Genomic DNA, 24271 nt, shown 5'->3' on the forward strand with positions numbered 1-24271 from the left:
CGCATTCTGGAGACCCGCATGATCAACGATTTCGCCTCCGCGTCGCAGGCCTGCCTGGCTTTTCTGCGCGAGCGGCTGGGATTCCGCTCGTGGATGGTAACGCGCACCGAGGGCGAAGACTGGATCGTGCTCTCGGCCGATGATGAAGGCTACGGCATCAAGGCTGGCCAGGTGTTTCGCTGGAGCGACACCTGTTGCTCGCGCATGGTGCTGGGCCAGGGACCGAACGTGGCGCCGGATGCGCGCGAGGTGCCAGTTTATGCGCGCTCACCCTTCGGGCGGCAGTTCGATATCGGCGCCTATATCGGCGTGCCGCTGCGCCGCGCCGACGGTTCGCTGTTCGGCACGCTGTGCGCGATCGATCCACGGCCGCAGCCGTCCGGGATAGTCGAGGAACAGCCCATGCTCGAGCTGATGGCCGGGCTGCTGGGCAGCCTGCTGAGCGCCGAGTTGGCCGGTGCCGGCGCGCTGCGCCGCGCCGAACGCGCAGAAACGGAAGCCATGCGCGACCCGCTCACCCATCTGTACAACCGGCGCGGCTGGACCATGCTGCTCAACCGGGAGGAAGAGCGCTGCCAGCGTTACGGCCATCCGGCGTGCGTGGTGTCGATCGATGTGGATGACATCCAATGGATCAACGAGACTGAAGGCGACGCCGCGGGTGACATGCTGCTCGAGCGCGCCGGCGTCGCCCTGACATCGCTGGCGCGCGGCTCCGACGTGGTGGCGCGGCTGGACGGCGACGAGTTCGCCATGCTGCTGATGGAGTGTGACATTTACGACGGCCGCGCCATGCTGCAGCGCGTCGAGGCTACGCTGGCGCACTACGGCGTGAAAGCGTCGCTGGGTGTGGCGGTGCGCCAGCCGGGCTACGACCTGAACGAAACCTTCGCGCTGGCGGATGCGGAAATGGCCGCCGCCAAGCGCAGCCGGAAAACGTTGAACTAAGCCGACACCGCTTGTGCCGCCGGCGCCGCCGCGGCAGCGTGGGGCTCGGCTTTTCCGCTGAATTTGCCACTGAATTTTCCACTGATACCGAAGCAGGCACGCAGCAGCGGCACCCGCCGCACCGCCTCGAAGATGCCGAAGCTGAAGGTCAGCGTCAGCACCACCAGGATCAAGCCCTCGGTGACCGGCGGCATGCGCGCCGGCTGCATCACATGGGCGAAGATGATGATCAGCGTCTGATGCACGATGTAGACCGGGAACACGGCCTGCGTCAGGTAGCGGCGCTTGGCGCTGTCAAAGCACAGGTGACGGTGGCCGAAGCCGAGCACCGCCAGCATCGAACTCCATTGCAGCAGGGCGTAGACCGCGCGCTGGATTTCCGTCAGCACGACGATGTCGTCCGGATGCAAATGCTCCGTCAGCGCGTAATACGCCATCAGCGTGGACCAGCATCCCAGTGCGATGCCGAGCGAGGCGAAGCGCATCGCATCCATGCGCTGCCAGACGGCGGACTGCCTGGCCAGCAGGGCGCCCAGCAGGAACAGCGGAATGTACTGCGCATGGTTGTACCAGTCGACGACCAGGTTGTGGGTGGACGGATAGCGGCTGTACAGCGTCACACGTGCGATGGCGAGGATGGCGACCGGCAGCGCGAGCAGCTTCCAGCCGGTGAGCGTGCGGCCCAGCCAGCCGGACAGGCGCTGCCAGTTTGCGCCCAGCGTTGCGGCCAATGCTGCCAACAGCAAGGTATAGACCCACAAGTAGGTGACGAACCACAAGTGGTTCCAGGTAGGCAGGTCCAGGCAGGCGCTGTTTTTGCAGAAACCGCCGTAGTTGTTCAGGTAGAGTTTCATGAAGTCCAGGTAATTGCCCTGGTAGCCCAGCTTTTCCACGACCTCCAGATAGGGCTGGGGCGGAACCACGACCAGCATGCCGAAGAGCAGCGGCAGCAGCAGACGCGCCGAGCGCTGGCGCACGAAGCGTGCGGAGCCCAGCTTCGCCAGCAGGAAAGCGGCTGCCGCGCCGGAAACCATGAACAGCAGACCGAGGCGCCAGGGCGACGACAACATCATCAGCGGCTCGATGGCGTCGCTGGCGTAAGGGCTCTTGATATGGAAGTCCCAGCTTACGTAATACATACCGGTGTGGTAAAGGATCAGCACGAAGAAGGCGCAGATGCGTATCCAGTCCAGGAAATAGAGGCGGGTGTTGCGGTCGTCCATGGCGGCTCCAAAGATGAGGGGGCGGTGACGAAAGCATATGGCCGCGTGGCCCCGCGATCCAGCGAAATGGGGCAAGCCGGGGGCTCGGTGGGGCAAGCCGGGGCTCTGTGGGACGAGCGGAAGCTACTGTCCGCGCCTTTTGGGGGCAGACCCCGGCGGTGACCTGTCATTCCCGCGAATGCGGGAATCCATACGTCGCCTGCTCAGAGGCATAGCATTGATTCCTGCGGGGGCGCCGAGCCCTTCGCGGCGGTCCGCCGATGCGGAATGACAGATTGGCGGTTATTCGAGGTGCCCGTTTGTTCCTGCTGCTTGCATCGCCAAGCGACTTGGCGTCCGCGTCTGATTCCGGCTAGGATCTCGTCGGGTCAGCGAGCTGGGCCAAGAGGGCGGGACGGTATTGGCGGCTGAGGGGGACGCGGGCGCCGGTTTGCAGCTGGACGTGGCCGTCGCCTTTGTCGTCCACTTCGATGCTGGCGACGCGCGCCAGCCGAACGGCGGCGCGCCTGTGGCAGCGCCGGAAGGCGGGGCCGAGCTTGTCCAGCAGGGCGGCCAGCGTTTGACGCAGCAGCGGCTGCGCCGCGGCCGTGTGCAGGATGACGTAGTTGTCCGCCGTTTCGATCCAGTCGATGTCGTCCACCTTGACGATGCGCGTGGTGCCTCGCTCGGTGACCAGCAACTGGCGGAGCGGTGGCATCGGCGCAGCCTGGAGCGCCGGCTGGCCGGCTGGTAGCGCCGCCAGGCGTTCGCGGACGCGCTGGACGGCGCGCTTTAGCCGCGCCTGATCGTAGGGCTTGAGCAGGTAGTCGATGGCGTTGGCGTCGAAGGCGCGGATGGCGTATTCGTCGTAGGCTGTGACGAAGACGATCAGCGGCGCGGGCATGGGCAGAGAGGCGGCGACATCGAAACCGCCGACCTCGGGCATCTGGATATCGAGGAAGATGGCGTCCGGCGCGAAGGCTGCCGCGCGCTCGAGCGCTTCGACTCCGTCGCGTGCTTCTTCGATGGCGGCGATGTCTGTTTCCTGCGCCAGCAGGCGGCGCAGTTTGTCGCGCGCCGGGCGTTCGTCGTCGACGATCAGCACGCGCATGGCAGCCTCACTTCCGCGCGCACGCCAGCTGGTTCGAGCTGCTCCAGCCGTAGCGACGCCGATCCGCCGTGCAGCACGGCCAGCCGCTCGCGCAGATTGCGCAGACCGATGCCGCCGCCACCGTCGCCACCGCTGCCGTTCCCGTTGTCGCCGCCGCCGCAGCCGCCCCTGCCGTTCCCGCCGCCAATGCTGTTACCGCTGTCTTGGCCGTCGTGCCTTGCCGCCGGCAGCCGTCCACCGTCGTCATCAACGCGCATCACAAGCTGGGCGCCGTCGCGATAGGCACGGATGTCGATGCCTGTTGGCTGGCGGCGCTGTTCCACCGTGTGCTTGAACACGTTCTCAAGCAGCGGCTGCATGCTCATCAATGGCACCAGGCATCCCAGCAGCGACTCGTCGATGTGCCACGCGATGCTCACCCGGTCCACATATCGCTCGCTCATCAGCTGCGCATAGCCGCGCAACAGGCGCAGTTCGGTGGCGAGCGGCGCCTGCTGTTGGCCGCTGTGTTCCAGCGTTGCGCGCAGCACGTCGGCCAACTGCATCAGCGTCGCATCGGCCCGTTCGACATCGGTATGCATCAGCGATGAAATGGTGTTCAGCGCATTGAACAGGAAATGCGGTTGCATCTGCTGGGTGAGCTGTTGCAATTGTGCCTGGCGCAGCAGCGCATTGGCCTGCTCTGCGCGCAGGCGCTCGTCCATCAGCGCGCGGTAGGAGAGCAGGCCAAACTGGATCAGCACGAAGAGGCCGAAGAACACGGAGATCTTCACGTCCTCGTAAAGGAAGACCTGCGGCCAGGCCTCGTGCCCGTACCTGGCACCCATCAGTGCGTAGACGCCGTGGCGGATGCCGAACGTCAGCGGCACGAAGGCGATCCAGTACACCGGCGCCCACCGCAGCTGCATGCCGAACCAGCGCAGCGGCGACGCCAGCAGATGGTCATGCCGCCGCGTGCGCAGGCGCTGCGCGAGCATCAGCAAGGTGGCGATCAACGCCGACGACAACTCCCACAGCATCGGCTTCCACACTGCCTGCTCGCCGTCGCGCAGCGCGTCCTGCACCGCTGTGACGACCATCAGGGTCCAGAACAGCAGCCATGCTGCGGACAGGGCGTAGGCGGCGCGGCGGCTTTTCACGGCGTTCTCGAGATTAACGGAAGCGTGCTTCGCTCAGGTCGATCTCGCGTACCAGTTTGCGCGAGATGTCGTCCGAGATGTGGCCGTGCCGCGCCAGGTTGAAGATGGCTTTGCGCTCGGCCTGCAGCGCGGACATGCGCAGCGCCTTCTCGGCCATGTCCATCTTGCGGAACTGGCGCCCTTCGTCCATTTCGGTGTGCTCCACCAGCCTGTGCTTGTACAAGGCGATGACGCGGCTGGCCGCCTGCGGATAGAGGTCGGCGTCCATGCTGGTGGACATCAGCTCGATCTGCGCTTTCTCGATGCCGGCGATGGCGGCGTTGGCCGCCACTTCGCGTGCGCGGTCTTCCTCCTGGCTTTCGCTGGACTCCTCCGGGAAGTCGACCCCGGACAGCACGCGCGGCAGGCCGATGCTGGCGGCCAGCAGCGAGATCAGGATCACGGAGCTGGCCAGGAAGATGGTGAGATCGCGCGCCGGGAAGTCCTTGCCGTCGGCCATGACGAGCGGCAGCGTCATCACGCCGGCCAGCGTAATGGCGCCGCGCGCACCGGCCAGCGAGGTGGCCAGCAGCAGGCGCCAATGCGGCGGTGCGGCGCGTTCGCCCATTTTGCTTTTCTTGTACAAGGTGAGCCTGAGCGTGGTCCATACCCAGATGAAGCGCAGCACCATCAAACCCAGGCTGATGCCGAAGGCGTATAACACCAGCCACCACGGGTTGACGTGGCCAACGTCTTCCAGCGAGGCGCGCGCGCCTTTCAGGATCTTGGGCAGCTGCTCGCCCAGCAGGACGAACATCACGCCGTTGAGGGAGAACTGCACCGTGTCCCATACGGCGGAACGCTGGATGCGGGTCGCCGCCAGCGCGTGGCCGCCCAGTTCCACATAGCTCATGGTGACGCCGGCCGCCACCGCCGCCAGGATGCCCGACGCGTGCAGGTGCTCGGCCGCGAGGTAGGCGCCGAAGGGCATCAGCAGGTTGACCAGGATGGGCGAACCGGCCGGCTCGCCGAAGTGGCGCGTGAGCCAGCGCTGCACCCAGGTGATGAGCAGCGTGACGCCGACACCCATGACGATGCCGCCGGCCACCAGCCACGCGAAGGTGAGGGTGGCGGAGGTGAGCGAGAAAGTGCCGGTCAGCGCGGCGGCCACGGCGAAGCGGAAGCACACCAGGCCGCTGGCGTCGTTCAGCAGCGATTCGCCTTCGAGTATGTGCATCAGCCGTTTCGGGATGGGGGTGCGCGAGGTGATGGCGGAGACAGCCACGGGATCGGTGGGCGAGATGATGGCGGCCAGCGCGAACGCCACCGGCAGTGGCATGGCCGGTATCATCCAATGGATCAGCATGCCCATGCCCAGCACGGTGAACACCACCAGGCCGAGCGCCAGTTCGAGGATGACGGCGCGGTCGCGCAGCAGGCCGCTTTTCGGAATGCGCCATCCGTCCAGGAACAGCAGCGGCGGCAGGAACAGCAGGAAGAACAGCTCGGGATCGAGCGCGATGCCGTGCCGCGAGAAGGCTGCAATCAGAAAGCCCAGCCCGATCTGCATCAGCGGCAGCGGCACGACCACCGGCAGCAGCCGCACGAAATAGGCACTGCCGACCACGGCCAACAACATTGCCAACACTGTTTCAATTGCATCCATGCATGTCCTTCAATCAACGTTGGTGCGATTATATAGGTGGGTGGCCGAAACATAGCCGGGCGGCAAGCGGCTCTGGTCAAGATGCCTCCTTTCTGTCATAATCTTGCCTTCTGCGGGAGTAGCTCAGTTGGTAGAGCGCAACCTTGCCAAGGTTGAGGTCGAGAGTTCGAGACTCTTCTCCCGCTCCAGAATATTAAAAGAGGAAACCCCTGGGTTTCCTCTTTTTGCTTTTACGTTTGCGTTTGCCAAGGTCTACCGCACGCACGCAACATCGTCGGCAGAAATGTTTCGTCCCGTAGGGCAATATCGTTATACTTGACGACTGGCCTTGCGACGGAGACTTGCCCCATGAATTCGGTTCAACAAGAAATTGACGAACGCAGTAACTTAACCAATTCCAATAAATTCGAGCTGCTGTTGTTCCGCCTCGGCGCCGACGCCAATGGCGAGCACTCCGAACTGTACGGCATCAATGTGTTCAAGATCCGCGAAATCGTGGCCATGCCTGAAGTGACGGCGGTGGCCGGTTCCGCGCCGAATATGCTGGGCGTGGTCAATCTGCGCGGCCAGATCATCTCGGTGCTGGACTTGCCCGGCATCGTGGGCGTGACGCCGAAGACCGGCCTGAACATCATGCTGGTGACCGAATTCGCGCGCACCACCCAGGCGTTCGCCGTGGAGTCTGTGGACGAAATCGTGCGCCTGGACTGGGGCCAGGTGCTGTCCGCCGAAGGCAGCACGGCAGGCGGCATGGTCACCAGCATCGCCCGGCTCGATGGCGATGTCAACAACACCCGCCTGGCGCAGGTGCTGGACGTGGAAACCATCTTGCGCAAGATGGTGCCGACTGAGGGCAAGGACGTCGATCCTGAAACGATAGGAGCGAAACTGCTGCTCAAGCCGGGCACCATCATCCTCGCGGCGGACGACTCGGTGGTGGCGCGCAGCCTGATCGAACAGGGCCTGACCGCCATGGGTGCGCCATTCGTGATGACCAAGTCCGGCAAGGAAGCCTGGGACCGCTTTCTGCACATCGCCGACGGCTGCAAGGCCGAGGGCATCCCGGTCGAGGACCGCGTTTCGCTCATCCTGACCGACCTGGAAATGCCGGAAATGGACGGCTTCACGCTGACCCGCCTGGTCAAGCAGGATGCGCGCTTCAGCAAGATTCCTGTGGTGATCCATTCTTCGCTGTCCGGCAAGACCAACGAGGACCACGTGAAGGGTGTGGGCGCGGACGCCTATGTCGCCAAGTTCGTGGCGGAAGACCTGGCGGAAACAATCCGCAAGGTGTTGGCGAAGTAATTGAAAAGGCAGCATTGTCCTTCAAATAACGCTATCATGGTCCGGTCCCAACCTGAAACAGGAGATGACCGTGGCTGCCAAGAAGATATTGTTATTGACGGGTGATTTTGCCGAGGATTACGAGACGATGGTGCCGTTCCAGGCACTGCAAATGGTCGGCCACACCGTGCACGCGGTGTGTCCCGGCAAGCAAAGCGGCGACAAGATCAAAACCGCTATCCACGACTTCGAGGGCGACCAGACCTATACGGAAAAGCCCGGTCACCAGTTCGCCCTGAACGCCAGTTTCGACGATGTGCATGTGTCCGCCTACGACGCGCTCGTGATCGCTGGCGGCCGGGCGCCGGAATACCTGCGGCTGAATCCGCGTGTGATCGAGATCATCCAGCAGTTCGCCCAGGCGTCCAAGCCGATCGCGGCGGTATGCCATGGCGCGCAGCTGCTGGCGGCGGCCGATGTGATCAAGGGCAAGAAGATTTCCGCCTATCCGGCCTGCGCGCCGGAAGTGAAGCTGGCTGGCGCCGAGTTTGCCGACATCCCGGTCGACAGCGCCGTCACGGACGGCATCTTCGTCACCGCTCCCGCCTGGCCGGCCCATCCGCAATGGCTGGGCCAGTTCCTTGCGCGCCTGGGCACCGAAATCAGGCTGTGAGATTGCCTGCGTGGAAACGCAGGTGGTCTTCGATGAAGCTTGAGATGAAGTAGTAGCCGTGGTCGTAGCCCGCGTGCCGCCGCAGCTGCAGCGGCTGCGCGGCCTTGCGGCAGGCTTCCTCGAACGCTTCCGGATAGAGCTGCGCGGCCAGGAACTTGTCCCCCAAACCCTGGTCTATCAATATGCCGCGGGGGAAGGGCGTGCTTGCCGCAGCCATGAGTTCGCTTGCGTCATGCTGACGCCATTGCTCTTCATCCGTTCCCAGGTAGCCGCTAAACGCCTTCTTCCCCCATGGGCAGCGCGCCGGCGCGGCGATGGGCGCGAACGCCGAGACGGAACGGAACAGGTCCGGACGGCGCAGCGCCAGCGTCAGCGCGCCATGTCCGCCCATCGAATGGCCAAATATGCCCAAACGGGCGGCATCGACGGGCAACTCCCGTGCCGCCAGTTCGCGCAGCTCGTGGATGTAGCTGTACATGCGGTAGTGTTTGCTCCACGGCGCCTCGGTGGCATCCACGTAGAAGCCGGCGCCGGCGCCGAAATCCCATGCGTCCGTTTCGCCCGGCACGTTGGCGCCGCGCGGGCTGGTGTCGGGCGCGATCAGGATCAGGCCCAGTTCGGCGGCGGTGCGCTGGGCGCCGGCCTTGATGGGGAAGGTTTCCTCGTTACAGGTCAGGCCCGCCAGGTAGATCAGGGCGGGAAGCCGGGCGCCTTCGGCGTGCGCCGGCAGGAAGGCCGAAAAACGCATCGGCAAGCCGATCTCAGCGCTATCGTGCCGGTAAAAGCGCTGAACGCCGCCGAAGCAAGCGTGTTCACTGATCAGTTCAAGCATGGGCATACCCTCTCGTGCAGTGTGTGTCAGGCCGCGATTCTACTCCCATGGGTGCGACACGGTTTGGTCTCATGCAATAAAGTGACAACTGATTTTGCATTGGAGGAAACATTTTATGCCAGATTTACTGGTTATGACGGCCGAGCTGGCCTGGCCTTTCGCGATCACGCTGGCCTGGCTTGCCGGGGAAATCATGCACCGCTGGTCGGGCGTGCCGCGCATCAGCGTCTACGGCCTGGTGGGCTTTGCCGTGGCGCAGGCATTTCCGGAGCTGTACACGAGCGACAGCTCCAGCCCGGTCACGATACTGGCCAACGTCGCCTTCGGCCTGATCCTGTTTGAATTCGGCTACCGCATCAACCTCAACTGGCTACGCCTGAACCCCTGGATCGCCGTCAGCGGGCTGGCGGAATCGTTCGCCACCTTCGGCGTTGTCTATTTGATCGGCAACATTTCCGGCATGCCGCCGCTGACCTCCTTGCTGCTCGCTTCGCTGGCCATGTCCACCTCGCCGGCTGGCGTGTTGCGCGTGATCAACGAGCAGCAGAGCGCGGGGCAGGTGACGGAGCGGGTGCTGCACCTGGTCGCCATCAACTGCGTGCTGGCGGTGTTCGTCTTCAAAGTGGTGGTGGGTGTGTGGGTGTTCCAGACCTCGGGCAGCCTGCCGCAGGCGATTTCGCACAGCGCCGTCGAACTGCTGGCTTCGGCCGTGCTGGGCGCCGTGTTCGGCGTGGTGGTGCCGGCTCTGCTGCGCCAGCTCGGCCAGGTCACGCGCGACGGCACGGTGGCCTTCGCGCTGGCCGTGGTGCTCCTGGTGGCGATTACGCATGCGGCCGACCTGTCGCCGGTGCTGGCCACCTTGACCTTCGGCCTGATGGCGCGCCACCGGCGCATCGCCTTCAGCCGCACCGAGCGCAATTTCGGCGCCATCGGCGAGCTGCTGACGGTGCTGCTGTTCGTGTTCGCCGTCACTACGCTGGACCTGGACCGCGTGGTGGCAGGCGCGGGGCTGGCCATCGTGCTGCTGGTGGCGCGCTTCGTCGTCAAGATCGTCGCGGTGGCGGTGTTCGCCCACGCGGGCGGGGTGACCTGGCGCAAGGGAGCGCTGACCGGCGTGGCGCTGGCGCCGATGTCGGTGTTCGTCATCCTGCTGCTGGAGCAGACCAAGAATATGGGCATCGTGCTGGTCGACGAGCTGGCGGCGCTGGCCGCGATGACGCTGTTAATGGAAGTACTCGGCCCCATCTTCACGCAGTACGCGCTGTTGTGGGCCAATGAAACGCCGAAAGAGGAGGACTGACATGGCGCTCGAACCGTTCAAGAATTCCCAGCCGCTGACCATGGGCGTGGAGCTGGAGCTGCAACTGATCAGCCACGCCGACTACGATCTCACCGCGTCCAGCCCGGACCTGCTGCATCTGCTGAACCGCAAGCCCTTCCCGGGCAATGTGACGCCCGAGATCACCGAGAGCATGATCGAGATCAACACCGACGTGCACACCAACCACGCCGAGATGGTGGCGCAGCTGCAGCTGATCCGCGACACGCTGGTGCAGGCCTGCGAGAAGCTCAACATCGGCATCTGCGGCGGCGGCACGCACCCGTTCCAGAAATGGTCCGAGCGGCGCATCTTCTCCAAGCCGCGCTTCAAGGAAGTGTCGGCGCTGTATGGCTACCTGGCCAAGCAGTTCACCATCTTCGGGCAGCACGTCCACATCGGCTGCGCCAGCGGCGACGACGCCTTGTTCCTGCTGCATTCCCTGAGCCGCTACGTGCCGCACTTCATCGCGCTGTCCGCCTCGTCGCCTTTTGTGCAAGGCGGCGACACGCTGTTCAACTCCGCGCGCCTGAACTCCGTGTTCGCTTTCCCGATGAGCGGCCGCGCGCCGTTCACCCTGAGCTGGCACGACTTCGAGCACGGCTACTTCGCCAAGATGGAGCACACCGGCGTGATCAAGAGCATGAAGGACTTCTACTGGGACATCCGGCCGAAGCCAGAATTCGGCACCATCGAGCTGCGCGTGTGCGACACGCCGCTGACGGTGGAGCGGGCGGCGGCGCTGGCCGTCTATCTGCAGGCGCTGTGCCGCTATCTGCTGGAGCGGCACGAAGCCGCGCCGGAGGAGGACGACTACCTGGTCTACAACTACAACCGCTTCCAGGCCTGCCGCTTTGGGCTGGACGGCACCATCGTGCATCCGAAGACGTACGAAAGCCTGTCGCTGCGCGAGGACATCATGACCACGCTGCGCAAGATGGAGCCGCACGCAGAGGCGCTGGGCGGGTCGGCCGGCCTGGCGCACCTGATGCAGGTGACGCACACCGGCAGCGACGCGCAGTATCTGCGCGACGAGTTCACGGAAAGCGGCAGCGTGGAAGGCGTGGTGGACGCGGCGGTGAGGCGGTTCCGGGGCGAGCGGCGTGTTAATAGAGCTTAGAGCTTGACATGAGGGCTTGGAATACAGCTTGAGTCAGAACCGCGTCTCGCGCGCCACGCGCAGGAAGTTGTCCAGGATGGGCGTGCAGTCCAGCAGTTCCACGCCGCCGGCGCGGTGGAATTCGGGGTGCCACTGCAGGCCCATGACGAAGGGAGCCTTGTTGTAGCGGATGGCCTCCACCATATTGTCCGGATAGGAACGGGCTTCGACGGTCATGTCGCGGCCCAGGTCCTTGACGGCCTGGTGGTGGATGGAGTTCACCAAAGCCTGGCCCGTGCGCATCTTGAGCATGCGCGCCAGCGATGAACCCTCGGGGAAGGCGATCTGGTGGCGGTGGCGGTCATAATCGTCGTGCACGTGGGCCATCGCGTCCGGCACATCGTGCGCGATATCCTGGAACAGCGAGCCGCCGAAGGCCACGTTGATGAGCTGGCAGCCGCGGCAAATGCCCAGTACCGGCTTGCCCGCCTCGACGAATTCGTGCAGCAGTTCCAGCTCATACATGTCGCGCGCGCGGTCGCCGCTCCACTCGGGGCGGGTCGGGGTTTCGGCGTAGCTCTGCGGGGACACGTCGGCGCCGCCCTGCAGGACCAGGCCGTCCAGGTGGCGCGCATAGTCGCGCAAGCGGATATTGGACGGATGCAGCAAGCCTTCCGTGTTCACGGTCGGTATCATGAACACCAGCACATCGCGCGACATCACCCACTGCGCGATGGACTCCTCGAGGTACTGCAGGTTCTTGCTGCGCAAGCCGGTGGAGCCGGCCTCCGGATGGAAAATGCGGGCCGAGATCCCGATGTGCAGCGGGCGCTGGATGATGTGCCGCGTCGCCGCCGCCGCGATACGCCGGTAGCGCGCCATGATGATGCGGCCCCAGAGGCTAAAGACCGTATCGCCCGGATCGAGGTAGCGCGGCGTCCCGACTTTGTCGCCGTGCCGGCGGTCGTGCTTGCGCTGATCATGATCTCCCGTACTCATGCCCACTCCCAATACGCATATAGCCCTGTTTTACCATACCCAGCCAATCCCGGTCGCCCGCCTCACCTGGGGCCAGCACCTGGGGTCAGGCCTGCAAACGTGTAATTTTTGCGCGAAGCTTGGTCCCATCCGTACCGGGACTGCACGAATGCAGGCCTGACCCCAGGGGTGGGGTCAGGCCTGCATTCGTGCATTGCGTTCGGGTATGTAATGATGCTACTTAGTGGTTGAAGTAGAGGTCGTGGAGCCGGGCGAGGGTGACGCTGGCGGCGGCCTCGGACAGGACGACTTTGCCGCCTTGTAGCAGGTAGACGTGGTCGGCGATCGCCAGCGCGCGCTCGGTGTTTTGCTCGACCAGGATGATGGTGCGGCCCTCCGCCTTCAGCTTCGCCAGGATCTCGAACAGCTCGTTGACCACCAGCGGGGCAAGACCCAGCGATGGCTCGTCTATGATCAGCAGCTTGGGGTCGGACATCAGCCCGCGCGCCATCGCCAGCATCTGCGCCTCGCCGCCGGACAGGGAACCCGCCAGCTGCGCGCGCCGTTCGCGCAGGCGCGGGAACATGTCGTAGGACGCCTCCAGCCGCGTCTTGACGTGCGCGCGCTGCGCCTTGTTGAAGCCGCCGATGATGAGGTTTTCTTCCACGCTCATGTCGCGGAAAATCATGCGCCCCTCGGGTATCATCGCCACGCCGGCGTCGGCCATGTCCCAGGTGGGCTTGCCGTTCAGGCGCTCGCCGCGCAGCTTGATGTCGCCCTGGCTGAGCGGAACCAGTCCCATGATGGCGCGCAGCAGCGTGGTCTTGCCCGCGCCGTTGGGGCCGATGATGGTGGTCAGCCGGCCCTGCTCCATCGCCATCGACACGTCCCACAGCACGTTGATGGCGCCATAGCCGGCGCGTACATTGTTCAGCTCAAGCATGGCCGGCCCCCGTATAGCTCTTGATGACGGCCGGATCGCGGAACACCTCGTCCGGCGTGCCGTCGGCGATCAGCTCCCCGAAGTTGAGCACCGCCACGCGCGGACACAGGCTGCTGATGGTCTCGATGTCGTGCTCGATGATGACGATGCCGACGCCGAAGCGCTGGTGCATCTCCTTGAGCATGCCCATGAAGCGCCGCTTGCCGCTGGTCTCCAGCCCGGCCAGCACTTCGTCGAGCAAGAGCAGCTTGGGATTGGTGGCCAGCGCCTTGGCCACCTCCAGCGCCTTCAGTTCGGTCAGCGCCAGGGACGTGGCGGCGTCGCGCTTTGCCTTGCCCGCCAGGCTGGTGAAGTCGAGGATTTCGTCGATGCGCGCGTGGTCGACCTTGCCGGTGCCGAAGCGCTGCGCCACCACCAGGTTCTCGCGCACCGTCAGTTCGTGCATGGGCTGCGGGATCTGGAAGGTGCGGCCGATGCCGAGCCGCGCGCGCTGGTACATCGGGGCGCGCATCACGTCGTGGCCGTCGAAACGGATCTTGCCTGCGGTCGGTTTGACCAGGCCGGAGATGGCGTTGAACAGCGTGGTCTTGCCGGCGCCGTTGGGACCGACCAGGCCCACCACGTCGCTGCTGCCGATGTTCAGCGTGACCGCGTTGACGGCGGTGAGGCCGCCGAAGCGTACTGAGAGCTGGTCCATTTCAAGCATTTTTACGCTTCCTTCCGAAGCTTTGCAGCAGCGGCATCAAGCCGTTGGGGCTCAGCACGATCATCGTCACCAGCAGCACGCCGAGCACCAGCTGGTGGCCGGTGGGCAGCAGTTCCTTGAACAGCAGCTGGTCGGCCAGGGACACGAACACGGCACCGGCGACCGGCCCGGCAATGGTGCGGTAGCCGCCGAAGATGGCGGCCACGATGGGCAGCGTCACCCACAGGCCGTGGAAGGCGTAGTCCGGTTCGAGGAAGTTGATGTAGTGCGAGTTGAACGCGCCCACCATGCCGGCCATGAAGGCCGACACCACCAGCATGGCGGCCTTCAGCAATGTACTGTTGACGCCCACCACGCGCGTCGCGTCCTCGCTGTCGTGCATGGCACGCAGCGCCAGGCCGTAGTGGCTGGCCCGTATCGCGGCGTAGATGCAGGCGAAGGCCGCCACCACCGTCAGGATGACGAGGTAGGCGCCGGTCTTGCCGCTGAAGTCATAGCCGAGCAAAGTCGGCAGCACCGGGATGTTGGCCAGCCCGCCGGCGCCGCGCGTGACCGAGGTCCACTCGGTGGCGATGATGCGGAAGATGTGGGCGTAGGCGAGGATGGCGAGGGCGAAGTAGGGGCCGCGCAGGCGCAGCACCGGCAGCATGGCGACCGAGGCGACCGCCGCGCCCACGCCGCCCAGCAGCATGGCCGGCAGCACCGGCACGCCGAGGCGCATGCTGCACAGCGCCGACACATAGGCGCCGACGCCGAAGAAGGCGGAGTGGCCGAAACTGACCATGCCGCCCAGGTTGCCGAGCAGGGCCCAGGACAGCGCGACGCCGCCTATGACCAGCGCGGAGACGATGGTGCTCATGACGTAGCTGTTGCCGCCCAGCGTGAGCGGCACCACGAGGTAGGCCAGGATCAGCGCCGACAGGACGCCGCTGTTGATCTTCATCCCCGCCTCCTTGCCGCGCCGAACAGGCCGTTGGGCATCACGAACAGCACCAGCAGGAACAAGGACATGCCGGCCAGTTCCTGCAGCGCGGAGCTGGCCAGCGTGACGGTGAGCGCCTCGCACACGCCGAGCAGCACGGCCCCCAGCAACACGCCGGGAATCGAACCTATGCCGGCCAGCACGGTGATGATGAAGGCCTTGACGGTGAGCGCGCTGCCGTAAGCGGGCTGGATGACGCCATAGCTGAACAGCGCCACGCCCGCGAAGGCGGCCAGCACGCCGGCCACGAGGAAGGACGCCAGTTCCACCTTGCCGGGGTTGATGCCCATCAGTTTCGCCGCGTCGCGGTTGCTGGAGACGGCGCGCAGCGCGCGGCCGTACCAGCTGCGCGAAAGCCACCACCACAGCCCCACCATCAGCAGCAGGCTGACGCCGAAAAAGATCAATTCGCTGCGCATGCTGTACAACGGGCCGACCACGAAGGCTTCCTGCAGCCAGCTGGAATTGGTGGTGCGGATGTCCGCCTTCCAGATCAGCAAAATGGCGTTGGTGAGGATGACGCCTATGCCGTAGGTGAGGATCAGCGAATTGATCTCGCGGTCCTTCTTGATGCGGTTGACGATCCAGTACACGCAAACCGAGGCGAGGCAGACCAGCACCAGCGCCACCGGGATGGCGAACACGGGGCCCAGGCCGGCTTTCGATTCGACCGTGTAGGCGATGTAGGCGGCCAGCAGCACCAGCTCGCCGTGCGCGAGGTTGATGACCTTCATGGTGCCGAAGACCAGCGCCAGGCCGAGCGCGATGAGGGCGTAGGAGCCGCCCTGGAGCAGGCCGGAGTACAGGGCTTGCAGGATCAGTTCAGTCATGCGGAATATCCTGGCTGGGCTGTGCATGGATCCCCGCGTCCGCGAGGATGACCGTGTCCATACTGCGCTGGCATGCCATGGTCTTACCAGGGCACGGCGGGATAGGCGATCTTGCCGGTGGCGCTGGCTTTCGGCCACACGATCACGATCTTCTTGTCCTGGTGCTGGCCCATGCGGTGCACGAAGTTGGGGTTGTCGCCGTTGGCGCCGAACTGCACCTGGCCGATCAGCGTTTCGCGGTCGGTCTTGCGCATTTCCTCGGCGATGCCGCCTTTCTTCACGGTGCCCTTGTCGGCCGCGCGCGCGATGGCTTCGAACAGCAGCATCGATTGCACATAGCCGAACTGCCCCAGGTAATCCGGCTCCTTCTTGTACAGCTGCTTGTAGGTGTCGGCGAAGGCCTTGCCGTCCGCCGTTTCGAACGTGGCCGGGAACGGCAGCAGCGCGGTGCCGAACACATTGGGCATCAGGTCGGGGAATTCCGCGGCCATCTTGGGCGTGGCCAGCGACCACACGCCGACCATGGCCTTGACATTGGGCTTGAGCACGCGCGCGGCGCGCAGGATGCCGACGTAGTCGTTCTCGTAGCCGGACATCAGCACCAGTTCCGATTTGTCCTGCAGCTTGACCTTGTTGATGATGGGCTTGAAGTCGGTGATGGCCGGGTCGAAGGAATGCGCTTCGGCCTTGATGCCTTTCGAGACCAGCACTTTCTGGATAGCCAGCGCCAAATCGGACGTCGCTTCCTTGGTCGAGTAGATGATGGAGACCGATTTCGCGCCGACGTCGGCGATCAGCCCCAGTACGGCTTTCTCGTAGCCCGCGGTGTTATTGATGCGGAAAAAATTCTTGCGCCCGCTCGACACCAGGCTGTCGTCCACGCCGCCGGAGGTGATGTAGACGAGGTTGAGTTTGTTGGCCGCGTCGGACGCGGGAGCGATGTTGTTTGAACCGTAGCCGCCGGTGATGGCGACCACGCCCTGGCTGGCCAGCTTTTCGACGGCGGCCAGCGCCTTGGCGGGCGCGGATTCGTCGTCCACGGTGATGATCTTGATTTTGTGTTTGCCGTTGGTCTTGTTGAACACTTCGGCGGCCACCATCACGCCTTCCTGCATGCCGGCGCCGACGCGGGCCAGGGAGCCGGTGAGTGGCAGCTCGGCGCCGACCAGGAATTCCTCGGCCAGTGCCGAACCGAATGCTGCCGACATCATGGCCGCGAGGGCGATTTTCTTGTACAGGCTATTCATTTTTTGGTCTCCGTGTTTTGCGCCAGTTGCCGCAACTGGCCTTTCAGTATCTTACCGGTGGCGGCTGCCGGCAAGGATTGCATGGGGATGATCTCGGTGGGGCATTTGTAGGGGGACAGCGCCGCAGCCAGGTGGGCGTGCAGTTCGGCCAGCAACTCGTCGAGCCGGACGGCCTGCGTTCCGGTGTGGCGCGGATCGAGTTCGACGTAGGCGATCACTTCTTCGTTGCCGCCGGCGGTGGCGCGGCCGACGACGGCCGATTGCGTCACCGCCGGGTGCGCGTTCAGCACGGTTTCCACTTCGAGCGGGTAGACGTTGAAGCCGGAGCGGATGATCAGTTCCTTGGTGCGGCCAACGATGAACAATGCGCCGTCCGGATCCTGGCGGGCGACGTCGCCGGTATTCAGCCAGCCGTCCTCATCGATGGCGGCGGCGGTCAGCCCGGCTTCCTTGTAGTAGCCGAGCATGACGTTGGGGCCGCGCACCCATAGTTCGCCGGTGGCGCTGGCGGGTGTTCGGCTGGCGCCGTTGCCGTCGTTGCGCGCGCTACTTCCGCTGCCGTTTGCTGCATCCGTGGCTGCAGCGACGATGCGCGTCTCCACGCCGGGGATCGGGTAGCCGACCGACGTGTCCCCGCGCGGCGCCTCGAGGCGGGTCTGGCTGACAGTCGGCGAACTCTCGGTCATGCCGTAGCCGTTGTGCAGCGGCTGGCCCAGCAGGGCTTCGACCTGGCGCTTCAGTTCCGGATCAAGCGGCGATCCGCCCGCGTAAATGAAGCGCAGGCTGGCGCCCAGCGGGCGCGCATCGGCCGCTATGTTCGCGGCCGCGACCGGGCGGCGAACTGCGCTGGTTCCGGGGGGCGCGCCACCGTCGGCGTTGGCATGCGCGTCCGTACCCGTGCTGCCCGCATCGGCCGCCGCACGCTGGCCGACCGCTTCGAGCAGCCGCGCGTACATTGCCGGCACGCCTTGCAGGATGGTCAACTGATCGGTGCGCAGCGCGTCCAGCAGGGCGCCGACCGCGAAGCGCGGCTGCAGGTGCAGGCAGGCGCCGGCGTACAAGGTGCCGAGCATGACGGAAGCGAGTCCGTAGACGTGCGAGATCGGCAGCACGCCGTACGCACGGTCGCCTGGCGCGAGGCCGCGCAGGGTGCTCGATACGGCGGCGATGAACAGCAGGTTGCGGTGCGAGAGCATCACGCCCTTGGACTGGCCGGTGGTGCCCGTCGTGTAGATGATCGCCGCCGGCTGCTCTGCGCCTGAGGCGGCTACAGCTTCTGGCGCGGCGGACGGCGTGCCGTTCAGCGGGCCTATCATCCAGCCGCCGGACAGGCCGGAGTCCTCCGGCTGGGCGCCATGGCGCTCGCCGTGCGCCGCCGCCTCCCGCGACACCGCGCTGCAGTAGATGACGCGGCGCGCGCCGGAATGCTCGCGGAACAGGTCGATCTCGCGCGCGGACAGGCGGCTGTTGACGTTGACGATCCAGGCGTCGATGCTGGCGGCGGCGAAGGTCAGCGCGACCTGCGCCACGCAATTCTCGCTTACCACCATGAGCCGGTCGCCGGGGCCCACGCCCAGCCCGCGCAGCCGCGCGGCAGTGGCATCGATGGCCGCAGCCAACTCGCCGTAGGACCAGACGCGCGCTCCCTCCTTCAGTGCGGGCGCGTGCGGCGCGAGCGCGGCCCGGCGGCGCGGTATGTCGCTGATGCGCGCGGGCAGGCTGGCGAGGAGGGCGGCCGTATCCATCAGCGTTGCGCCGCCTTGATCATATTGCGCGCGATGACGATCTGCTGGATCTGCGAGGTGCCTTCATAGATGCGGAACAGCCGGACGTCGCGGTAGAAGCGTTCGGCCGCGTATTCGGCGATGTAGCCCGCGCCGCCATGGATCTGCACCGAGCGGTCCGCCACGCGCCCGCACATTTCCGAGGCGAACAGCTTGCAGCACGACGCTTCGGTGGAGACGTCCTCCTTGTTGTCGCGGCGGCGCGCGGCGTCGAGCACCATGCTCCTGGCGGCGTAGATTTCGGCCTTGCTGTCGGCCAGCATGGCCTGGATCAGCTGGAAGTCGGCGATGGCGTGGCCGAACTGCTCGCGCTCCATGGCGTAGCGCAGGGCGTCCTCCAGCATGCGCTCGGCCGCGCCGACGCAGACGGCGGCGATGTGCAGCCGCCCCTTGTCGAGCACCTTCATGGCCGTCTTGAACCCCACGCCTTCCTTGCCGCCGATGAGGTTCGCGGCCGGCACGCGGCAGTTCTCGAAGATCACGTCGCAGGTGTGCGCGCCGCGCTGGCCCATTTTCTTGTCGACCTTGCCCAGCGTGAGGCCCGGCGTGTCCTTCTCGACGATAAAGGCCGAGATGGCGCCTGCGCCCTTGCGCGCCGGGTCGGTGCGCGCCATCACGGTATAGATGCTCGCCTCCGGCGCATTGGTGATGTAGCGCTTGGTGCCGTTGATGATGTAGTGCTCGCCGTCGCGCACGGCGCTGGTGCGCAGCGAGGCCGCGTCCGATCCCGCGCCTGGCTCGGTCAGCGCGAAGGAGCCGATGATGTCGCCCGCCGCCAGCTTGGGCAGGTAGTGCTTCTTCTGCGCTTCGGTGCCGTCGATGACGATGCCCTGCGAACCGATGCCGTTGTTGGTGCCGATCAGCGAGCGGAAAGCCGGCGAGGTGTAGGCGATCTCGAAGGCGACGCGCACTTCCTCTTCCATGGTCAGCTGCAAGCCGCCGTAGGCCTCCGGGATCGACAGCCCGAACAGCCCCAGTTCGCGCATCTGCGCCACCACGGCCGGGGGGATTTCGTCGCTCTCGGACACTTCGTGCTCGTGCGGCACCAGCACTTCGCGCACGAAGCGGCGCACGCTGTCGAGCAGCAGATTCAGGGTTTCCTCGTCGCGTATCATTGCATCCTCATGGTTAGTTCAACCTCGTCCGAGGTCGGTGTCGATGCGGCGCACCAGCTGCACCAGCCTAGGCCCCAAATCCTCCTCCAGCCGCTCGCGCGACAGCAGGAAAGCGGGGCCGCCGCAGTTGAAGGCCATCACCTGCTCGCCGTCCACGCCCAGCACCGGCACGCCGACCGCGTGCACGTCGCCCTGCCATTCGCCGGCGGACACGCAGAAACCCCGGTCCTGGTAGTCCTTGAAGCCTTGCTCGACGCCGGCTTTGACCAGCGGCCAATTCCGTTCGTCGCGCTGGCGCACGTGGTCCAGCAGATAGTTGCGTTCGGCCTCGGGCAACACGCACAGCAGCGCCTTGCCCATGGCGGTGGTGGCCAGCGGTATGCGCGCGCCGACGTCGAGGCGCAAGGTGACGTTGGCGCTGCTGCGGCAGGTTTCCACGTAGACCATGCTGAGGCGGTCGCGCGCGCCCAGCGAGACGGAGGCCTGCGCATGCTCGGCCAGCTCCTCCATCATCGGCCGCGCCATTTTGCGCAGGTCCAGCGTGGACAGCATGCGGTAGCCGAGCGCCAGCACGCCCGCGCCCAGCTGGTACTTGGCCAGCGATTCGGAGTAATTGAGGTAACCGAGCTTGGTGAGCGTGTGCGTCAGGCGCGACACGGTGGGCTTGGGCAGCGAGCTGCGCTTCGCCAGTTCGGCGTTGGTGAGCCAGGCTTCGCCGGGGCCGAAGCAGCGCAGCAGCTCCAGGCCGCGCGCCAGCGCATTGACGAATTGCCTGTCCTTGCTGTCGTCGTCGCTGAACACTTCGATCTCGTCGTGCATGCCTGGCCTCGCAAAGCGCCCGTCATGAGCGATGAGGCAAGTTTGCCGATACGGCCGCGCGATGTCAACCGTTTTGTGGAACGACGGTTTGCACAGCGAAACAGTGGTGCAGCAATTTGACGACTTCCTCCTCCTCCACCTGGGGAAAGCGCTTGTAGTATTGGCCGACGGCGGCGAAGCCGGGCGGGGCATGCAGGCAGACCACGCGGTCGGCCAGCGGGGCGATCAGCTTCAATGACGATGGCGCGGCCACCGGGACGGCGACGATCAGCTCGAGCGGCAGTTCGATGCGCACCGCGCGCAGCGCGGCAGCCATGGTGGCGCCGGTGGCGAGGCCGTCGTCGACGATGACGACGTGGCGCCCGCAGGGATCGGCCGGGGGGCGGCCGCCGCCATAATCCGCGCGGCGCTGGCGCAGCTTGGCCAGTTGCTCGGCGGCTTCCATTTCCAGCCAGACGCGGCTGGCATCGGTCAGCTCGAACGTGGTGGAGAGCAGGCGGTTGCCGCGTTCGTCGATGGCGCCGATGGCGTATTCACGGTCGAACGGGGAGGCCAGCTTGCGCACCAGTACCACGTCCAGCTCGCCTTGCAGCTGATCGGCAATGATGGCGCCTATGGGCACGGCGCCGCGCGGAATGGCCAGCACCAGCGGGTGGTGCAGGCGCAAGGGGAGCAGGCGCTGGGCCAGCTGGCGCGCGGCATCCTTGCGGTCTTTGAACAGGTAGGTGGAAGGCATGCGGCCCCGCTATGCGTTGTCCCTTTAAGACAGCATAGCGCGGCGAAAGTGCGGTGTCAGGCTTTGATGTTGATCAGTGTGCCGATGCGTTCGTCTGCCGCCTGGATGACTTTGGCGTTCAGCTCGAAGCTGGTTTTGTAGACCAGGGAATTGGTAATGTCGCCCGCCAGTGCGGAACCGGACAAGCCTTCGGACGCGGCCAGGCCCCGGCCCTGCGCCGACAGCGTCACCCCGGAGCCCGCCGGGCCCGCTTCGCTGAACGTGGCCTGCCGGGCCTGATAGCCCTGGGTGTTCGCGTTGGCAATGTTGTTGGCCGCGACACCGAGCGCCTGCTGGTTCGCGTTGAGGCCGGATTGTCCGGCGCTGAGGGCGGATACACTCATGGTCTTTCCCTTCGGCAAGAGAAACCAGTGTACACAGTTCGCCACTGTGGCGCAATCGCGCGCTGCTGTGATGTTGCGCACCGTTGCCACAAAAAAAGGCAGCGGTTTTATTCTTCTGGTATTGCCTTCGAAAAACTTGGCCTGCAGAATCGGGTTATTGCCCAGTTCGACCTTCGGAGTCTTATCATCAAAACAGCGATCTTCCTGGCCCTGTGTTTCACGCTGGCGCCGTCGTACAGCGCCGTGCGGGCGCAGATGCCAACGCCACTGCCGGTTTCGCAACTGAATGAACAGGTCGTGATGGTGCCGGCCGGTCCCGGCCAGTCCGTATCGCTGGAAACCACGGTGTTCAAACCGGACGGCGACGGTCCGTTCCCGCTGCTGGTGATCAACCACGGCAAGGCGCCGGGCGATCCCAAGCTGCAGCCGCGCGACCGCTTCATCCACATGGCCAGCGCCTTCGTGCGGCGCGGCTACGCCGTGATGGTGCCGATGCGCACCGGCTTCGCGCATTCGACCGGGCGCTATATCGACCACGGCTGCAATATGGCCGCCAACGGCTACACCCAGGCCAGCGACGTGCGCGACGTGATCGGCTACGCGCGCGGCCTGCGTTGGGTGGACGGGGAACACATCGTCGTCGCGGGCCAGTCCTACGGCGGCCTGGCGACGATGGCGCTGGCCACGCAGGAGATTCCCGGCGTGCGCGGCGTGATGAATTTTGCCGGCGGCCTGCGCGTGCACGGCGGCCCGTGCGACTGGCAAGGTGCGCTGGTGCGCGCTTTCGGCGACTACGGCAAGCGCAGCAAGGTGGACAGCCTGTGGATGTACGGCGCCAACGATTCCTACTTCGGCCCCGAGCTGGTGGGCCGCATGCATCAAGCCTATGTGAAGGCGGGCGGCAACGCGCAGCTGGTGGCTTTCGGCGACTTCAAGCGCGACGCGCACACCATGCTGGCCAGCCGCGACGGCGAAACAATCTGGCTGCCGGAGGCCGAGCGCTTCCTGCGGCGCATCGGCATGCCGAGCCGGGAAAAGTACGCGGTGGCTGGTGACGCGTCGGCGCCGGTGAAAAACGACTACGCGGCGGTGGATGACGTGTCCGCGATTCCCTATCTCGCCGGCCATGGCCGCGAGGAATACCGCGCCTTCCTGCAACGCCAGTTGCCGCGCGCCTTCGCCGTGTCGCCCACGGGCGCCTGGGGCTGGGCCGAGGAGGGCGAAGACCCGCGCCGCAGTGCCTTGGCCGCCTGCCAGACCAAAAGCCAGCAGCCTTGCCAGTTGTATTCGGTGGACGACTATGTGGTTTGGCCGGGCACTTCCGCTGCAGGCGGAACGAACTAGGGATTGTATTCGTTTGTATCCGGCGCGCATGGGCTACATTGCAATACAAGAAGCAGGGCGCTTGTACACATGGCCGATACATTGCGGCATCAATATCGATCCTGTACCCCACCAGCCAGGAGATATCGATGCCAGAACAAACCAACCAGCAGCGCCGTCGTGTTTTGGGCGCCGGCGCCTTCGCTCTGGCTGCCGCCCAGTTCGGCATGATGGGCTCGGCGCGCGCGCAGTCCGGGCCCGCATCGTTTGGCAAGCTGAAACAGATCGACGCCGGCCTGCTCAACGTCGGTTACGCCGAAGCCGGGCCGGCCGACGGCAAGCCTGTCATCCTGCTGCACGGCTGGCCCTACGACATCCACGCCTTCGCCGACGCCGCGCCCATCCTTGCCGCAGCTGGTTACCGTGTGATCATTCCCCATCTGCGCGGCCACGGCAGCACCCGCTTTCTCTCCGCGGCGACCTTCCGCAACGCCCAGCAATCAGCGGTTGCGCTCGACATTATCGCCTTGATGGACGCGCTCAAGATCCCGCAAGCCATCGTTGCCGGTTTCGACTGGGGCGCGCGCACCGCCTGCATCATCGCCGCGCTGTGGCCGGAGCGCTGCAAGGCGCTGGTGTCGGTGAGCGGCTACCTGATGACCAATGTTGAAACGAGCAAGCTGCCCCTGCCGCCGAAGGCCGAGCACGACTGGTGGTATCAGTTCTACTTTGCCACCGAGCGCGGCGTGGCGGGCTACACCAGGCACACCCGCGACTTCGCCAAATTCATCTGGGAGACCGCATCGCCGCAATGGAAGTTCGATGCCGCCACGCTGGACCGCAGCGCCGCTTCCTTCGATAATCCCGACCACGTGGCCATCGTGGTCCATAACTACCGCTGGCGCCAGGGCATCGCACCCGGCGAAGCGCAGTACGACGCGCTGGAAAAGCGGCTCTCCGCCGCGCCCGTGATTGCGGTGCCGACCATCACGCTGGAGGGCGACGCCAACGGCGCGCCGTTCCCGCCGCCGCCGGCTTACCGCAAGAAATTCTCGGGCAAGTATGAGCACCGCACCGTCAGCGGCGGCATCGGCCACAACCTGCCGCAGGAAGCGCCGCAGGCCTTCGCCCAGGCGGTGCTCGACGTGGACCGCTTCTGAGGCGGTGCTGGTAT

The 24271-nt window shown here is 65.4% G+C and carries 23 protein-coding genes and 1 tRNA gene; 8 read left to right on the plus strand and 16 right to left on the minus strand.

The window, feature by feature from the left end:
• Positions 1-18 precede the first annotated feature (18 nt).
• Positions 19-948, plus strand: a complete 930-nt coding sequence (locus tag ACSQ8Y_RS06135) for a GGDEF domain-containing protein (RefSeq protein WP_436265568.1) — start codon at positions 19-21, stop codon at positions 946-948.
• Here the strand turns inward: ACSQ8Y_RS06135 and ACSQ8Y_RS06140 are convergent.
• The 4 genes from ACSQ8Y_RS06140 to ACSQ8Y_RS06155 form a co-directional block, all read right to left on the minus strand.
• Positions 945-2171 (minus strand): acyltransferase family protein, encoded by a 1227-nt coding sequence (locus ACSQ8Y_RS06140; protein WP_436265569.1) that lies wholly within the window; start codon positions 2169-2171, stop codon positions 945-947. The genes ACSQ8Y_RS06135 and ACSQ8Y_RS06140 overlap by 4 nt on opposite strands.
• 352 nt (positions 2172-2523) lie before the next feature.
• Positions 2524-3261: a LytR/AlgR family response regulator transcription factor gene (locus ACSQ8Y_RS06145; protein WP_436265570.1), complete on the minus strand. Its 738-nt coding sequence runs from the start codon at positions 3259-3261 to the stop codon at positions 2524-2526.
• Positions 3249-4400: a sensor histidine kinase gene (locus ACSQ8Y_RS06150; RefSeq protein WP_436265571.1), complete on the minus strand. Its 1152-nt coding sequence runs from the start codon at positions 4398-4400 to the stop codon at positions 3249-3251. Before ACSQ8Y_RS06150 ends, ACSQ8Y_RS06145 begins: the two co-directional genes overlap by 13 nt.
• 13 nt (positions 4401-4413) lie before the next feature.
• A complete protein-coding gene (locus ACSQ8Y_RS06155; protein ID WP_436265572.1) occupies positions 4414-6045 on the minus strand; it encodes a Na+/H+ antiporter in 1632 nt (543 codons plus the stop codon).
• A gap of 112 nt (positions 6046-6157) precedes the next feature.
• Between ACSQ8Y_RS06155 and ACSQ8Y_RS06160 the strand changes: the two genes are divergently transcribed.
• The 3 genes from ACSQ8Y_RS06160 (at position 6158) to ACSQ8Y_RS06170 (ending at position 8002) form a co-directional block, all read left to right on the plus strand.
• A tRNA-Gly gene (locus ACSQ8Y_RS06160) sits at positions 6158-6233 on the plus strand.
• Positions 6234-6393: 160 nt separating this feature from the next.
• Positions 6394-7350 carry a chemotaxis protein gene (locus tag ACSQ8Y_RS06165; protein ID WP_436265573.1) on the plus strand — a complete coding sequence of 319 codons (957 nt, stop codon included), beginning with the start codon at positions 6394-6396 and terminating at the stop codon, positions 7348-7350.
• 70 nt (positions 7351-7420) lie between these two features.
• The gene (locus ACSQ8Y_RS06170; RefSeq protein WP_436265574.1) at positions 7421-8002 is read left to right on the plus strand and encodes a DJ-1/PfpI family protein; all 582 of its coding nucleotides are present in this window, start codon (positions 7421-7423) and stop codon (positions 8000-8002) included.
• On the opposite strand, the gene fghA is transcribed toward ACSQ8Y_RS06170, so the two are convergent.
• Positions 7992-8834: an S-formylglutathione hydrolase gene (fghA, locus tag ACSQ8Y_RS06175; protein ID WP_436265575.1), complete on the minus strand. Its 843-nt coding sequence runs from the start codon at positions 8832-8834 to the stop codon at positions 7992-7994. The genes ACSQ8Y_RS06170 and fghA overlap by 11 nt on opposite strands.
• A 115-nt stretch (positions 8835-8949) precedes the next feature.
• On the opposite strand from fghA, the gene ACSQ8Y_RS06180 reads away from it, so the two are divergent.
• Entirely contained in the window at positions 8950-10134 is a 1185-nt protein-coding gene (locus ACSQ8Y_RS06180) for a cation:proton antiporter (protein WP_436265576.1), read from the plus strand.
• Position 10135: 1 nt separating this feature from the next.
• Entirely contained in the window at positions 10136-11272 is a 1137-nt protein-coding gene (locus ACSQ8Y_RS06185) for a YbdK family carboxylate-amine ligase (RefSeq protein ID WP_436265577.1), read from the plus strand.
• 33 nt (positions 11273-11305) lie between these two features.
• Here the strand turns inward: ACSQ8Y_RS06185 and ACSQ8Y_RS06190 are convergent, their stop codons facing one another.
• The 11 genes from ACSQ8Y_RS06190 to ACSQ8Y_RS06240 all read right to left on the minus strand — a co-directional run bounded on the left by ACSQ8Y_RS06190 (position 11306) and on the right by ACSQ8Y_RS06240 (position 21774).
• Positions 11306-12250, minus strand: a complete 945-nt coding sequence (locus tag ACSQ8Y_RS06190; protein ID WP_436265578.1) for a gamma-glutamyl-gamma-aminobutyrate hydrolase family protein — start codon at positions 12248-12250, stop codon at positions 11306-11308.
• Between the two features lie 220 nt (positions 12251-12470).
• Positions 12471-13172 (minus strand): ABC transporter ATP-binding protein, encoded by a 702-nt coding sequence (locus ACSQ8Y_RS06195; protein ID WP_436265579.1) that lies wholly within the window; start codon positions 13170-13172, stop codon positions 12471-12473.
• Positions 13165-13878 (minus strand): ABC transporter ATP-binding protein, encoded by a 714-nt coding sequence (locus tag ACSQ8Y_RS06200; protein ID WP_436265580.1) that lies wholly within the window; start codon positions 13876-13878, stop codon positions 13165-13167. Before ACSQ8Y_RS06200 ends, ACSQ8Y_RS06195 begins: the two co-directional genes overlap by 8 nt.
• On the minus strand, positions 13871-14821 hold the full coding sequence (locus tag ACSQ8Y_RS06205; protein ID WP_436265581.1) for a branched-chain amino acid ABC transporter permease: 951 nt from the start codon (positions 14819-14821) through the stop codon (positions 13871-13873). The genes ACSQ8Y_RS06200 and ACSQ8Y_RS06205 overlap by 8 nt, the downstream gene beginning before the upstream one ends.
• Positions 14818-15690 (minus strand): branched-chain amino acid ABC transporter permease, encoded by an 873-nt coding sequence (locus ACSQ8Y_RS06210; RefSeq protein WP_436265582.1) that lies wholly within the window; start codon positions 15688-15690, stop codon positions 14818-14820. Before ACSQ8Y_RS06210 ends, ACSQ8Y_RS06205 begins: the two co-directional genes overlap by 4 nt.
• Positions 15691-15773: 83 nt before the next feature.
• The gene (locus tag ACSQ8Y_RS06215) at positions 15774-16937 is read right to left on the minus strand and encodes an ABC transporter substrate-binding protein (RefSeq protein ID WP_436265583.1); all 1164 of its coding nucleotides are present in this window, start codon (positions 16935-16937) and stop codon (positions 15774-15776) included.
• Positions 16934-18682: a class I adenylate-forming enzyme family protein gene (locus ACSQ8Y_RS06220; protein WP_436265584.1), complete on the minus strand. Its 1749-nt coding sequence runs from the start codon at positions 18680-18682 to the stop codon at positions 16934-16936. Before ACSQ8Y_RS06220 ends, ACSQ8Y_RS06215 begins: the two co-directional genes overlap by 4 nt.
• Positions 18682-19836: an acyl-CoA dehydrogenase family protein gene (locus ACSQ8Y_RS06225; protein WP_436265585.1), complete on the minus strand. Its 1155-nt coding sequence runs from the start codon at positions 19834-19836 to the stop codon at positions 18682-18684. The genes ACSQ8Y_RS06220 and ACSQ8Y_RS06225 overlap by 1 nt, the downstream gene beginning before the upstream one ends.
• A gap of 18 nt (positions 19837-19854) precedes the next feature.
• The gene (locus tag ACSQ8Y_RS06230; RefSeq protein WP_436265586.1) at positions 19855-20655 is read right to left on the minus strand and encodes an IclR family transcriptional regulator; all 801 of its coding nucleotides are present in this window, start codon (positions 20653-20655) and stop codon (positions 19855-19857) included.
• Between the two features lie 64 nt (positions 20656-20719).
• A complete protein-coding gene (locus tag ACSQ8Y_RS06235) occupies positions 20720-21391 on the minus strand; it encodes a phosphoribosyltransferase (RefSeq protein ID WP_436265587.1) in 672 nt (223 codons plus the stop codon).
• Positions 21392-21447: 56 nt separating this feature from the next.
• Positions 21448-21774, minus strand: a complete 327-nt coding sequence (locus tag ACSQ8Y_RS06240) for a flagellar basal body protein (RefSeq protein ID WP_436265588.1) — start codon at positions 21772-21774, stop codon at positions 21448-21450.
• Between the two features lie 255 nt (positions 21775-22029).
• Between ACSQ8Y_RS06240 and ACSQ8Y_RS06245 the strand changes: the two genes are divergently transcribed.
• Positions 22030-23118 carry a dienelactone hydrolase family protein gene (locus tag ACSQ8Y_RS06245; protein ID WP_436265589.1) on the plus strand — a complete coding sequence of 363 codons (1089 nt, stop codon included), beginning with the start codon at positions 22030-22032 and terminating at the stop codon, positions 23116-23118.
• A 128-nt stretch (positions 23119-23246) separates the two neighbouring features.
• Positions 23247-24257 (plus strand): alpha/beta fold hydrolase, encoded by a 1011-nt coding sequence (locus tag ACSQ8Y_RS06250; RefSeq protein ID WP_436265590.1) that lies wholly within the window; start codon positions 23247-23249, stop codon positions 24255-24257.
• Positions 24258-24271 lie beyond the last annotated feature (14 nt).

This window comes from Pseudoduganella sp. LjRoot289 (assembly GCF_964252925.1).
Taxonomy (GTDB): domain Bacteria; phylum Pseudomonadota; class Gammaproteobacteria; order Burkholderiales; family Burkholderiaceae_D; genus Rugamonas.